9 protein-coding genes are annotated in these 13692 nt (G+C 54.6%); 4 read left to right on the top strand and 5 right to left on the bottom strand.

The genetic code is table 11. The features are described 5' to 3' along the window. Positions 1 to 2: 2 nt before the first annotated feature. Positions 3 to 470 (top strand): pyridoxamine 5'-phosphate oxidase family protein, encoded by a 468-nt coding sequence (locus tag PY311_RS08375; RefSeq protein WP_286148226.1) that lies wholly within the window; start codon positions 3 to 5, stop codon positions 468 to 470. 58 nt (positions 471 to 528) lie between these two features. On the opposite strand, the gene PY311_RS08380 is transcribed toward PY311_RS08375, so the two are convergent. The 5 genes from PY311_RS08380 to secA all read right to left on the bottom strand — a co-directional run bounded on the left by PY311_RS08380 (position 529) and on the right by secA (position 6794). Beyond that, positions 529 to 1215, bottom strand: a complete 687-nt coding sequence (locus tag PY311_RS08380) for a helix-turn-helix transcriptional regulator (RefSeq protein WP_286148227.1) — start codon at positions 1213 to 1215, stop codon at positions 529 to 531. A gap of 62 nt (positions 1216 to 1277) precedes the next feature. Next, positions 1278 to 2792 carry an ABC transporter substrate-binding protein gene (locus PY311_RS08385; RefSeq protein ID WP_286148228.1) on the bottom strand — a complete coding sequence of 505 codons (1515 nt, stop codon included), beginning with the start codon at positions 2790 to 2792 and terminating at the stop codon, positions 1278 to 1280. Beyond that, positions 2789 to 3601 (bottom strand): peptidoglycan editing factor PgeF, encoded by an 813-nt coding sequence (gene pgeF, locus PY311_RS08390; protein WP_286148229.1) that lies wholly within the window; start codon positions 3599 to 3601, stop codon positions 2789 to 2791. Before pgeF ends, PY311_RS08385 begins: the two co-directional genes overlap by 4 nt. Before the next feature lie 7 nt (positions 3602 to 3608). After that, complete coding sequence (locus tag PY311_RS08395; protein ID WP_286148230.1) at positions 3609 to 3857, bottom strand: hypothetical protein; 249 nt, start codon at positions 3855 to 3857, stop codon at positions 3609 to 3611. A 180-nt stretch (positions 3858 to 4037) separates the two neighbouring features. Next, the gene (secA, locus tag PY311_RS08400) at positions 4038 to 6794 is read right to left on the bottom strand and encodes a preprotein translocase subunit SecA (protein ID WP_286148231.1); all 2757 of its coding nucleotides are present in this window, start codon (positions 6792 to 6794) and stop codon (positions 4038 to 4040) included. Positions 6795 to 7178: 384 nt separating this feature from the next. Here secA and PY311_RS08405 point away from each other — a divergent pair, with 384 nt between their 5' ends. The 3 genes from PY311_RS08405 to PY311_RS08415 all read left to right on the top strand — a co-directional run bounded on the left by PY311_RS08405 (position 7179) and on the right by PY311_RS08415 (position 13490). Beyond that, entirely contained in the window at positions 7179 to 8783 is a 1605-nt protein-coding gene (locus PY311_RS08405) for an MBL fold metallo-hydrolase RNA specificity domain-containing protein (protein ID WP_286148232.1), read from the top strand. 86 nt (positions 8784 to 8869) lie between these two features. Next, on the top strand, positions 8870 to 10216 hold the full coding sequence (rlmD, locus tag PY311_RS08410) for a 23S rRNA (uracil(1939)-C(5))-methyltransferase RlmD (protein ID WP_286148233.1): 1347 nt from the start codon (positions 8870 to 8872) through the stop codon (positions 10214 to 10216). 445 nt (positions 10217 to 10661) lie between these two features. Then, on the top strand, positions 10662 to 13490 hold the full coding sequence (locus PY311_RS08415) for a transporter substrate-binding domain-containing protein (RefSeq protein WP_286148234.1): 2829 nt from the start codon (positions 10662 to 10664) through the stop codon (positions 13488 to 13490). Positions 13491 to 13692 lie beyond the last annotated feature (202 nt).

A 13692-nucleotide genomic window follows, 5' to 3' on the forward strand; every position in this document is an offset into this window, starting at 1 on the left:
TCATGAGAAGAAAAGACCGTGAGGTCAGCGCTGAGAAGGCGTGGGAAATCGTGGAGCGCTGCTCCTATGGCGTACTGGCTATGACAAAGCCGGACGGAACGCCCTATGCCGTGCCGGTGAATTTTGCACGGGAGGGGAACTGCCTGTATATTCACTGCGCGCAGGCCGGTGAAAAGACGGACTGCCTGCACCACCAGCCGCAGGTGTGCGTCACCTGTGTGGAGGGCGGCGCATGGGTGGACCAGCCGGCCCTGACCACGCGCTACGCCTCCGCAGTCATGCTGGGCAGAGCGGAGGAGCTGACGGATGAGGCGGACAAGGTAAAGGCGCTGCGGCTGCTGTGCATGAGACTGGCGCCAGAGCACCCCAGAAGCCATGGCGATTTTTCGGAGTGCCGGGGAAAAACGGCGGTCTGGCGCATCACCGTGGAGCAGATCACCGGAAAAGTAAATCCGGGAAGGATGAACTGAAAAAAACCGTGCCGGGAATGACTTCCCGGCACGGTTTTTATTTGAAGGATGGATTTATTTACGTATCAGGGGAGGCGTCCCGCTCCGACGGAAAGCCCAGCAGCCGCAGGGCAATGCCGAGAAACGGATAGATGAAAGAAGATTTAAGGCTGAAGTACAGCACAAGGCTGAAAAGCTTTTGCAGGAGGAGAGGGAGCACACGGTAAGCAGTGCTGAAAACCAGAACGCAGTCTATGACGGAAAGCAGAATGCCGCCAAAAGCAATGATGATTAAAATGAGCCGCGCCCGGTGTGCCCCTACCGTTTTCGGCGGTTTGATAGAGATGACCAGCGATAAAAGCTGCGATAGAGTCCAGCCGGTCACGCCCCACATCAAGGGCTTCCAGCAGACGGAGAGAATAACGCCGGGGAGAATTTGATAATTGTATGTTACAAGCGCCGTGACCCATCGGCGGAGCAGAAGAAAGCCAGTCCACAGCATTGCGGTCATACCGCCGCCAACAACAGCGCGGCTGACAGCACGCCTCCGGCTTTCCGGCACCGGCGGACCGTAGAGCACGGCGTTGGCATCCGCACCGAAGATTTCCGCCAAATGCAGAATTTGCTCCACATCCGGGCGGGTGCGGCCGTTTTCGTAGTTGGAGACCGTTTGCCGCGTCACAAACAGCCGCTCCGCCAATTCGTCCTGACTGAACCCTGCCCGGAGCCGCAGCTCTCTGATATTTTTCCCAATGTCACGCATCATGCCTCACCTCGGCTACAGCATAGCAGAAACAGGCGGAAATGTCACGCAAGGAGTCTTTTACATCAGCCGTTCCGAAGCTGAATTGTGATGTCCTGAAGTTCGTAAAACGGTTCAGCGGCAGTGGGGGAAAGGCCGGAGACGGTATTTGCCGCATAGAGTACAGAGACACTTTTGAAGCAGACCGGCAGAATCGGCGTCTGAAGCTGCAGATAGCGGCACAGGGTACTCAGCGCAGCCTTCTGGTCCAGTGCGCTGCGGGCGGCCTCCAAAAGCTGGTCGCAGCGCGCATCGCTCCAGCCGCCGTAATTCAGGCGACCTCCGGTAGCCAGCAGAGGCGCGAGGTTCCAATCTGCTGTCAGGCGCACCTCGCCGTAATAGAGGTCAAAGCTGCCAGCGGCAAGGGCGGCGGTATAGTCCGCCCATGGGAGGGCCGTTACAGTCATATCGATTCCGGCAGCAGAGAAGGAGGCGGCGATCTCCCGGGCAACGGAGAGCTTAAAGCTGTTCTCCTCGTTCACCAGCAGGCGCAGCGTGCGGGTAGGGCGGCTTTCACAGGCGGCCAATGCCTCGGAAAAGGCGGTGGCGGAGTAGGTGGTGTGCAGCTCCGCGGGATAAAGGCCGGAGACGGGAGAGATAGGGAACTGCGCAGCCTTGGCATGGCCGGACAGCAGACCGCTGATCAGGCTCTGCCGGTTCAGCCCCAAGGAGAGGCAGCGGCGGAAGGCGGCGTCATCCAGTCCCTTTACCGAGGTGTTGATGCCGATATACTGAAGAACCGTAGTGTCGGCGTCGATGCAGCCGGCACTGCCGGAAACGGGAATGGAATCCGTCCCAGTGAGATCGGATACCATCAACTGCACCTCATGGGAGGAAAAACGGTAGACAGAAGCCTCCTGATCCGCCGTTTCCGTCAGCATGATGCGCTCGACGGGCTGGGCCGTGTGCTGCCACCAGTTCTGGCTGGCCAGCAGGCAGGCGCCGCTGCTCCCATCGTAGAGGTAGGGGCCGGTGCCGATGGGAATGTCCTGCTTTTCCGTACCGGATTTTAAAATGGGAATATCCAGCAGGGCGGGGAGTGCACTATTGGCCCGATTCAGGGTCAGCGTCACGGTACTGCCGCTGCCGGACACGCTTTTCAGGTCTGTCAGACGCTCACTGTAGCGGGGGGACGCTTTGGCGGCGGTCAGAGTGGTCTTCACATCGGCGGCGGTCAGGGGAGAACCATCGGAAAATACCGCGTTGGGACGCAGAGTTAAGGTGTAGGTCAGGGCCTCGGCATCGTAGGTATAGGAGGCGCACAGCACCGGCTGCGGCGCGAGGGCAGTGTCCAGATGGAACAGCCCCTCATACAAAAGAGATGCCACGGTCTGCTGCATTCCGTCCGGGCAGGCCAGGGGATTGAGGGGCTGTGTGCTGAGATAGGGGAGGGAGAATACCTCGGGGAGCGCGGTGGCCTCCGTAGTGTCCGCCTGTTCCTCAAGGGGAAAGAGAATATCCTCATCCTCCGGCGGAGTCTCTAACTGTGAGCAGCCGGTCAGAAGCAGCAGTGCGGTCAGCAGAGCAAAAAGACGTTTCATGCGCGGCCCTCCAAGGCGATGACCGCCGCCTGAACGCCCCGGCTGTCACCCATTTTCCGATAGGACCAGAAAAGCTCGGGGTGACAGGCGGTGCAGAGCTCGGCACACTCAATATGCTCCGGCAAAACGCCGGAGCGCAGAAGCCACTGCCGGTTTAGCCCAGCCAGATCTACATGGAATTTGGTGCCGTTAAAGGTGATGAAGGGCTCGGCGTCAGCCATCAGCTCGGCGCGCATGGCCTCCGGCACATCGCTGTCCGTTTCAAAGCAGCAGGGGCCGATACAGGGGCCTAAGGCCGCCATCAGATTTTCTGCCCGGCAGCCGTAAGCGTCACACATGGCGGCCACGGTTTTCTGGACGATTCCCGCGGCACAGCCCCGCCACCCGGCATGAACGGCGCCGATGGCCTGTCTTACGGGATCGTACAGCAGCACCGTGCCGCAGTCGGCGGAAAAAACAGTCAAAGACAGACCGGGTTCATCGGTGATGAGCGCGTCCACATCCGTGTAGTCTCTGGGGCGAAGCAGGCCCTTTCCAGCATCTGCGGCGGTGACGCGGCGGATATTGGCGGTGTGGGTCTGCTGGCTCAGTACCGCCCGGCTCTCATTTAGTCCCAGCGCGGCAAAGAAGCGGTGATAATTTTCCCACAGCGCCTCTGGGCCATCCCCCTGACTGGGGCGGAGATTCAGACTATCCCACGGCGCGGGGGACACGCCGCCCCGCCGGGTGGAAAAGCCATGGGGAACTGCGTTCAGGGCATCGGCGGTGAACCACACCAGCCCGTTTTGTTCGTGCTTTTGAAAGGACATAGCTGCCTCACTCCTTCTGGTCGGAAGAATCTTCTGTCTGCCGGGTGTCCGCATGGCGCCGGTAGGCGCCCTTTGCCAGAATGATCGCGCTGACGATCTGAACAACGCCAAGGAGCAGTAGGAGCTTTGGGAGCAGTACACCGTGTATCAGCAGCCCCAAAAAGAACAGCGCACAGCCGCCGATCAGCGTGAAAACAGCCCATAAAAGCTCCTTAATGTCATGGAGCAGAGCGAGCGCAGAATCCTGTTCGGTCATGGCGAATACTCCTTTCAAAAAATGCCCTCTGGAAAGCCAGAGGGCGAAGAATGTGCGGCGATGTTACGGGAAGTGTCCCCCCCCATTTTCTTTTCCGCAAGAGGAAAAGAAAATGGGGGGATATTTCGCACGGTAAAGCCGTGCTATTCCTGTGCCGCATAGCAGCATATACGGAAAACTTTACAGGTCGGGGTGATACTCCTTGCAGGTGCACTTCTTCCACTTCAGCCCGCTGCCGCAGGGGCAGGGATCGTTGCGGCCGATCTTGATGGTGTTCTTCACCGGCTGCTTTTTGGGCGCGGTACCGTCGCCGCCGACATTTTCCACAGTGGCCTTGGCTACACGCTCCCGCTTGACCTCCTCGTCCTTTCTCAGACGGACGGAGTACAGGCGGCGGACGGTCTCGTCCTGAATGGCGGAGACCATTTCCTCGAACATATCAAGGGATTCCCGCTTGTAAACGTCCACAGGGTTGTTGTTGCCGTAGCCCTGAAGCCGGACGCCCTGCTTCAGATCGTCCATGGCGTCAATGTGATCCATCCAGTATTCATCCACCACGCGGAGCATGATGACCCGCTCCAGTTCCCGCATGATGGGCGTGGTGACCTCCTGCTCCTTGGCCTCGTAGGTCTTTTCGGCGGCGGCGATAAACGCCTCGTCGAAATCCTCCTGCGTCTTGGAGGAAATCTCGTCATCGCTGAAGGACACGGCACCCTTGGCAAAATAGATGCCCTCCATACCCTTGAGCATTTCGTGGTACTGCGCGGCGTCCAGGTGCGCGTTTTCACCAAAGGCAAGGGCCACATGGTTGCTGACGGAGGTGTGCATCATGTTCAGCACGGTCTCCTTGATGTCCAGACCGTCCAGTACCTGACGGCGCTGAGCATAGATGATCTCACGCTGTTTGTTCATGACGTCATCGTATTCCAACACGCTCTTACGAGACTGGAAGTTCCGGCTCTCCACAGTGGTCTGGGCGTTTTCGATGGCACGGGTCAGCATCTTGTTTTCGATGGGGGTATCCTCATCCAAATCGAATTTCTCCATCATGTTCTGGATGCGGTCTCCGCCGAACAGGCGCATGAGGTCATCCTCCAGAGAGATGTAGAACCGGGTCTCGCCGGGGTCGCCCTGACGACCGGCACGGCCACGGAGCTGATTGTCGATCCGGCGGGATTCGTGGCGCTCGGTGCCGATGATGAACAGACCGCCGGCCGCGCGGACCTTTTCGGCCTCCTCGCTGATGATGGCCTTGTGATAGGCCATCCGCTCGGCAAACAGCTTCCGGGCGGCCAGAATTTCCTCGTTGTCCGTCTCGGCATAGCCGGTGGCATCCACGATGACCTCCTCGGAGTAACCGGCCTTCACCAGATCCGCTCGGGACAGATACTCGGCGTTGCCGCCCAGCATAATATCGGTACCACGGCCTGCCATATTGGTAGCCACGGTGACGGCACCCAGCTTACCGGCCTGCGCCACGATCTCAGCTTCCTTTTCGTGGTTCTTGGCGTTGAGCAGGTTGTGCTGGATGCCCTCGCGCTGGAGGAGCTTGCTCAAAAGCTCGTTCTTTTCAATGGAAACGGTGCCCACCAGAACGGGCTGGCCCTTCTCGTGGCACTCCTTCACCTGCTGGATGACCGCCCGGAACTTACCGGCCTCGGTCTTGTAAACAACATCGTGGTGATCCACACGCTGATTGGGACGGTTGGTGGGAATCTCCACAATATCCAGATTGTAAATGGTGCCGAATTCCTCGGATTCCGTCATGGCGGTACCGGTCATGCCGGAGAGCTTGTCATACAGGCGGAAATAGTTCTGGAACGTGATGGTGGCCAGCGTCTTGTTCTCGCTGTTGACGTTGACGTGCTCCTTGGCCTCAATGGCCTGATGCAGACCGTTGGAGTACCGGCGGCCGAACATCAAACGGCCGGTGAACTCGTCCACGATGATGACCTCACCGTCCTTCACCACGTAGTCGATGTCCCGCTTCATGGTGCCGTGGGCCTTCAAAGCCTGATTGATGTGGTGGTTCAGCGTGGCGTTGGAGGGGTCGGACAGGTTCTCTACATGGAAGAACTCCTCGGCCTTGGCGATGCCGGAGGCGGTCAGCGTTGCGGTTTTGGCCTTTTCGTCCACAACGTAGTCTGCATCGATGTTGGCGTCCTCTTCCTCCTTGTCATCCACCTGCACAACAACCTTTTTCTTCAGGCGGGAGACGAACATCTCCGCCATATCGTACATCTGGGTGGACTTTTCACCCTGACCGGAGATAATGAGGGGGGTACGGGCCTCATCGATGAGGATGGAGTCCACCTCGTCCACGATGGCGAAGCTGTGACCCCGCTGCACCAGCTCGTTGGCGTAGATGCACATATTATCACGGAGGTAGTCGAAGCCCATCTCGTTATTGGTGCCGTAAGTGATGTCGGCGGCATAAGCCTCCTTGCGCTGCGCGGGAGTAAGGCCGTGGATGATCAGACCCACCTTCAGACCAAGGAAGCGGTGGACCTTGCCCATCCATTCGGAGTCGCGCTTGGCAAGGTAATCGTTGACTGTGACCACATGGACGCCCTTGCCGGTCAGCGCGTTGAGGTAGGAGGGCAGCGTTGCCACCAGCGTCTTGCCCTCGCCGGTCTTCATCTCAGCGATGCGGCCCTGATGCAACACGATGCCGCCCACCAACTGCACCCGGTAGGGGCGCATACCCAGCACGCGGTCCGCGGCCTCCCGCACGGTGGCAAAAGCCTCCGGCAGAATGTCATCCAGAGTCTCGCCGTTTGCAAGGCGATCCTTGAATTCCGGCGTCTTGGCCTGAAGCTCCGCGTCGGTCAGCGCCTTGTATTCGTCGCTCAGCGCCTCGATCTTGTCCACAATGGGATAGATGGACTTCAGCTCCCGGGAGCTGTAATCGCCGAAAATGGATTTAAAAAGTCCCATAGGTTTGAAACATCCTTTCACGCTTCCGTCCCCCTTCGGACGGAAAGAGAATATACCATGTAAATAGGGAAGCACATAGCCACCCACAATAAAACAAACATACTATAGCATATTCTCCCCCGGATTGCAAAGAAAAATGGAAAAGTTGCAAAAAAGTTTACAAAATATTCCCATAGCGGAAAGGATAATCGTTTGCGTCTGTGCACTATCCGAATCATAAGCAAACAGGAAACGGCTCCCGCGTATTCGGACAGACTTATCAAAATGACTGGAGAAGTTCACAAAACCGACATTGTACTTTTCGTAGTCCTGTGTTAAAATGTCATCAAGATACAAGCCAATACGCGCCCATGGCGTATACAGATCAAACAAAGGAGGCCCCTTATGAAGCTGAGCTTTTACGGCGCCGACCAGTGCGTCACCGGCAGCTGTCACTGTCTGGAGGTCAACGGAAAGAAAATTCTTGTCGACTGCGGTTTACAGCAGGGCAGAGACGAGGTGGATAACGGCGCACTGCCCTTCCATTCCGGCAGCATTGATTATGTGCTGGTGACCCACGCTCATATCGACCACACCGGCCGCATCCCCATGCTGGTGAAGCAGGGCTTTCAGGGCCGCATCCTGACGACCCGCCTGACAGCAAACCTCATGGACATCATGCTGCTGGACTCCGCCCATATTCAGGAATCCGACGCCGAATGGAAAAACCGCAAGGCGGAGCGCTCCGGCGCGCCGAAGGTGGAGCCGCTCTATACTGTAGCGGACGCGGAAAACGTGAAGCAGTATGTCACCACCTGTGAGTACGGACAGGATGTGGAGCTGTGCGAGGGCGTCAGCGTCCGCTTTGCCGATGCCGGGCACCTGCTGGGGAGCGCGTGCATCACCGTCACCGCTACGGAAAACGGCGAAACGAAGAAAATCATCTTCTCCGGCGACCTTGGCAATGTGGATCAGCCTATCATCCGTGACCCCAGCCATTTTGCCGGAGCGGATTATGTCATTATGGAGTCCACCTACGGCAACCGCAACCATACGGAGGTCTGGAGCTACACGGATGATCTGGCTCAGATCATTGACGAGACCATGGCCAAGGGCGGCAATGTGGTCATTCCCGCCTTTGCCGTGGGCCGCACACAGGAGCTGTTGTATTTCATCCGGGAAATCAAGGATAAGGGGCTGGTAAAGTCCAACCCGGATTTCCCTGTGTACATCGACTCTCCGCTGGCCCGCCGGGCTACCACCATTTTTACCGGTGATCTGGATGGGTATTTGGACGCCGATGCCCTGGCGCTGGTGCAGGACGGGACCCATATGTTCAACTTCACCAATCTCCATATGACGGAGACCGTGGAGGAATCCAAGGCACTGAATGAGGACGGTGTGCCGAAAGTCATCATTTCTGCCTCCGGTATGTGCGATGCCGGACGTATCCGCCACCACCTGAAGCATAACCTCTGGCGGCCGGAGTGCACGGTGGTGTTTGTGGGCTATCAGGGCGAGGGGACGCTGGGCCGCTCGCTGCTGGAGGGCGCGAAGACCGTAAAGCTCTTTGGCGAGGAGATCGCCGTTCACGCCAAGATCGTGAATTTCCAAGGGCTTTCCTCCCATGCGGACCGAGACCATCTGCTTGCGTGGATCGCGGATATCAAGGCACCAAAGCCGCAGCACGTATTTATTGTTCACGGCGACCGGGAGGTGGCGCCCTACTTTGCCGAGAGTGTGGAAAAGCTGGGCTTTACCGCTCATGCCCCCCAGTATACCGAGGTCTATGACCTGCTGACGGACAAGAGCGTGGAGAACGGTTATCTGCCGGAGCGGAAGGCCAAGGCCGTTGGCGGCCAGAGAGTCAACACCGCCTACGAGCGTCTGGTGGCGCTGGGTCAGCGGTTGTTGGATGTCATCCGCCGCTCCAAGGGCCGGGACAACAGGACGCTGGGCCGCTGGGCCGACCAGCTCCGTCAACTGCTGGACAAGTGGGAAGAATCGTAGTAAAATATATAAATCCGCAGGGAGCGCTGTCAATGCGGCGCTCCCTGCAAGTGTATCCGAACCTGTTTTGAAGGGAATCGAGAGCCATGGAAGCATTGGAAAAAGGGAAGATTTATACAGCGGAGATCGAAGGCTATTCCAGCGAGGGACTGGGAATTGCCCGGGTGAACGGCGCGGTGGTGTTTGTGCCGGACGCCGTGCGGGGAGAGACTGCGGACCTCCGCATCACGCGGGTGATGAAGACCTCCTGTGCCGGGGAGATCGTGAAGCTCCGTACACCCTCGCCGAACCGCATGGAGCCGGAATGCCCCTATGCCGGTCGGTGCGGCGGCTGCGCCTATCAGCATTTGACCTACCCGGAGGAGCTGTGGGCCAAGCGCCAGCGGGTGCAGGACGCTCTGACCCGAATCGGCGGGCTGGATATTCAGGTCGAGGAAATCCTGGGGGCGAAGGACCCGGAGCATTATCGCAACAAAAGCCAGTACCCCGTGGGGGCCGACGGTTCCATCGGCTTTTTTCAGGCCCGGACTCACAAGGTTGTCCCGATCCGCCGGTGCCTGATTCAAACAGAGGCTGCCGACCGCACGGCACAGGCCGTGGGGGAGTGGATGCGCCGTTATCAGGTCCCGGCCTATGATGAGACCACGGGCAAGGGGCTGGTGCGCCATGTCTGCGTTCGGGTGAACCAAAAGGGCGAGAGCCTTTGCTGCGTGGTGGTCAACAGCAGCAAGCTGCCACGGGAGCCGGAGCTGGCGGCCTATGTCACCCGGGCTGTGCCCCGCACGGTGGGCGTTCTGCTGAACAGCAATACCCGCCGGGGCAATGTGATCTTAGGGGAAAAGTATCGGACGCTCTACGGGCAGAATTATCTGATGGACACCCTCTGCGGACTGGAGTTCCGGCTGTCCATGCCCTCGTTCTATCAGGTGAATCGGGATCAGGCGGAGGTGCTGTACCATAAGGCACTGGAGTTTGCCGGGCTCAGCGGTGAGGAAACGGTGCTGGACCTCTACTGCGGCATCGGCACCATTACGCTGTGTCTTGCAAAGGCGGCGAAGCGGGTCATCGGCGCGGAAATCGTGCCCCCCGCCATCCGGGACGCCAAGGAAAACGCTCTCCGCAACCACATCGAAAACGCGGAGTTTTTCTGCGGCGACGCGGCGGACATCGCCGCCAAGCTGGAGAGCGACGGCCTGCGGCCGGATGTGGTGACGGTGGATCCGCCCCGGAAGGGCCTTGCCCCGGAGGTCATCGCCTCCGTAGCGGCCATGGGACCGGAAAAGGTGGTCTATGTATCCTGTGATCCCGCCACGCTGGGCCGGGATGTGAAAATTTTCGGACAGCTTGGCTACCGGGCTGTCCGCGCCGCCGCCGTGGATATGTTCCCCGGCACCGCGCATGTGGAGACGGTAGTCTTGATGTCAAGGAAATAAAATCAAGTGCCAGAAAGCGGCGTATTTCCGGGCTTTTTCGGAGGTTTGGATTTGAAGCCAGACTTCTGAAAAAGCTCGGTTTTCCTATATGGAAACATATCTACGGCAAAATGTGTGTCAGGTTGTGACCTCGGATTAGATGTCACGATTTGAGACAGTGGAATAGATGTCAGGAATTTCGGGCTGATTTTTGAAAAACGGAAAAGGATGACAACCAATCAGGCAACTCGACCATTTTTGGTGGTTGTAGGCAGTGGTATAGATGTGAAGGGAAAATTCGGTAAATCATAGTTCGCATAACTGTACGCTATCGCAGCGGAAAGACTAATAATAGACAGGATTATTGTAAAATTGTATAGTATTATTTAAATAATCAACTTTATTAAACCAGAAGTTTGATAAAGAGATGTATAGAGAAATGTATTGGACAGGCAGGAGATTTAATATGATTTCGAGAGCAAAGAAATATGCGGCAGTGTTGCTGGTTTTTGTATGCGTGTGTATGATATTTTCTCCCCAGACTGCATATGCAGCCGAGGACAGTTCGCAGCATGAAACTGTCAAAGTCGGTTTCTTTGCCATGGATGGTTATCATGTGATGGATGAAGAAGGCAACCGCAGCGGCTATGGCTATGATTTTCTTCGTCTGATGGCCCGTTATTGGGATGTAGATTACGAATATGTCGGATATGATCAGAGCTGGGATGATATGCAGCAGATGCTTGAAGATGGCGAGATCGACATGGTAACATCTGCCCGCAAAACACCGGACAGAGAAGAAAAGTTTGATTTTTCACGTCCCATCGGAACCAATTATGGGATGCTGACCGTCCTCAGTGACAACAGCACGATTGTGGACGGCAATTACAGCACTTACAACGGTATGCGTGTGGCGCTTTTGAACGGAAACACCCGGAATGAAGAGTTTGCGGATTTTGCAGACAATAAAGGATTTACATATGTTCCATCTTATTTTGATACGACCGCAGAAATGAAGGAAGCCCTTCAGAGCGAAAAAGTTGATGCGATTGTTACCAGCTCTCTGAGAAAAACAAACAATGAGCGAATCGTGGATAAATTTGGCAGCAGCGATTTCTATGTCATTGTTAAAAAAGGTAATACAGAATTGCTGAATGAGATCAATTATGCAATCGACCAGATGAATGCAGCTGAGAGTGACTGGAAAACGACACTTTATAATAAAAATTATGAAAGCATCGAAACTAAGAATCTGGAATATACGGAGAAAGAAAAAAGTATTATTTCACAGTATTCCAAGGACAACCCGCTTCATGTTCTGTGTGATCCGACCCGTTATCCATATTCTTATAATGAAAATGGTGAGATGAAGTGTATTATCCCGGATTACTTCCGGAAAATTGCAGACTATGCCGGGATTTCCTATGAGTTTCTTACACCTGCCACCAGAGATGAGTATATTGCTTATCAGAAAAATACGGAAACCACAGATATGAGCATCGATGCACGCCTGGAAACAGATAACTATGCTGAAACGAAAAAATGGGGGATTACTGCACCTTTCATTACGATGCAGTTGGCAAGGGTGACACGGCGTGACTTTGATGGAAACATTAATGTTGTTGCTACTGTTGACCAGACAGCATCAAAGTCAATTGAAGATGCAATGGCACCCGGTGCAGAAAAACTGATGTGCAGTACCCGACAGGAAATGATGGAAGCTGTCCGTAAGGGTAAAGCAGATGCTGCCTTCGTCTACTATTACATGGCACAGGCGTTTGTGAACAGTGACACTACGGGCACCATGACATATACTCTGCTGGAGCAGCCTACATTCACCTACCGCATGGTAATTTCATCAACTGAGAACCATGCGCTGGCTGGTATTCTGACGAAAGCAATGTATGCCATGCCTCAAAATCTTGTTGAAGATATTGCAGCACAGTATACCACATACAAAGCAACAGAGCTGACATTTGTTGACTGGATCCGTCTGCATCCTGTTGTTACTGTTTGGGTTCTTCTTATTTTTGGATGGCTGCTGACTATTATGGCTGTGATAATGGTGCGTCTCAGTGCAAGAAGAAAAGCTCAGAAGGCGGCCCAGGAGAAAGCTGAGGAAATGGCGGAACTGGCAGAGCATGCACAGGCTGCAAACAAGGCAAAAACTGCATTTTTGTCACATATGTCCCATGATATGAGGACACCGATGAATGCAATCATAGGATTTACCGGTATTGCAATGAAAAACAATCCGTCAGACGAAGTGAAAAATTGTCTGGAAAAGATTGACGAAAGCTCAGAGTATTTACTGTCGCTGATCAATGATGTATTAGATCTGACCCACATCGAAAGTGGAAAAGTGAAATACAATCCGGTACCGGCGGATGTGAAAAACATTACAGATTCTGCATTGGATATTATAACAGGCTTTCTTACGAACAGGGATATCAACTTTAAGATTCAGCGTGAAGATGCAAAGATTCCAAATGTACTTGCGGACCCTGCACGCCTGCGCGATGTGCTGGTCAATATTCTGAGCAATGCCGTAAAATACACTCCGGATGGAGGGACGATTACATTTGAAGCCCGGTGTCAGGAAAAGGGCGGGGATGGATATATAAATATGCGTTACCGCATTTCGGATACTGGTATTGGCATGAGTGAGGAATTTACAAAAGAAGTTTTTGAGGAATTTGCACAGGAAGATTCCGATGTGAGAACGCAGTACCACGGAGTTGGACTGGGGATGGCTATCGTAAAGAAGTATGTGGATATGATGGACGGAACCATTTCCGTGCAGAGTAAAAAGCATGAGGGAACCACATTTACTGTGGATATTCCTTTGGAAATTACAGATCAGGAATGTAATAAGTCAGACACAGGTTTTTCTGAAAAGGTAAATCTTACAGGTGTGAAGGTCCTTCTTGCGGAGGATAATGAACTGAATGCAGAGATTGCTGCCGTGCAGTTGGAAGAGTTCGGGATGAATGTAGAAAGAGCTGTGGATGGAAAGAATGCTGTTGAGATTTTCAGAAATCATCCGAAAGGCACATTTGATGTAATCCTGATGGATGTCATGATGCCTGAAATGAATGGTTATGAAGCGGCAAAAGCAATCAGGGCAATGAATGACAGACCGGATGGAAAAAACATTCCTATTATAGCAATGACAGCTAATTCATTTGCAGAAGATATTCAGGCATCACTGGATGCAGGAATGAACGCACATTTGTCAAAGCCGATTGTGATTGATGAAGTTATAAAAACGATTTTAAGGTATGTATATAATTGATTAGCAGAGGTTCATGAATTAGTGGAATACAATTGACAGGAAGACTAAAGTTTGACAATGTGAGAGTGCTATGTTTCCGCGAACGGGCACAAAACCTGACATCAATCAGAAGGTATCGTGCCATGTGGAGACGGTAGTCTTGCTTTCAAAAGAGGAAGGTTAGGTGTCGGGCGGCAGTTAGCCGGTTTTCCGGGAGGATGGA

The sequence above is a fragment of the Neopoerus faecalis genome (assembly GCF_029218125.1).
Taxonomy (GTDB): domain Bacteria; phylum Bacillota; class Clostridia; order Oscillospirales; family Oscillospiraceae; genus Oscillibacter; species Oscillibacter faecalis_A.

Bases quoted from the DNA above. Each gene is read 5' to 3' on its own strand.
- rlmD (WP_286148233.1), top strand. From the start codon at position 8,870: ATGGAAGCATTGGAAAAAGGGAAGATTTATACAGCGGAGATCGAAGGC.
- PY311_RS08375 (WP_286148226.1), top strand. From the start codon at position 3: ATGAGAAGAAAAGACCGTGAGGTCAGCGCTGAGAAGGCGTGGGAAATC.
- PY311_RS08405 (WP_286148232.1), top strand. From the start codon at position 7,179: ATGAAGCTGAGCTTTTACGGCGCCGACCAGTGCGTCACCGGCAGCTGT.
- pgeF (WP_286148229.1), bottom strand. From the start codon at position 3,601: ATGTCCTTTCAAAAGCACGAACAAAACGGGCTGGTGTGGTTCACCGCC.
- PY311_RS08380 (WP_286148227.1), bottom strand. From the start codon at position 1,215: ATGATGCGTGACATTGGGAAAAATATCAGAGAGCTGCGGCTCCGGGCA.
- PY311_RS08385 (WP_286148228.1), bottom strand. From the start codon at position 2,792: ATGAAACGTCTTTTTGCTCTGCTGACCGCACTGCTGCTTCTGACCGGC.
- PY311_RS08395 (WP_286148230.1), bottom strand. From the start codon at position 3,857: ATGACCGAACAGGATTCTGCGCTCGCTCTGCTCCATGACATTAAGGAG.
- PY311_RS08415 (WP_286148234.1), top strand. From the start codon at position 10,662: ATGATTTCGAGAGCAAAGAAATATGCGGCAGTGTTGCTGGTTTTTGTA.
- secA (WP_286148231.1), bottom strand. From the start codon at position 6,794: ATGGGACTTTTTAAATCCATTTTCGGCGATTACAGCTCCCGGGAGCTG.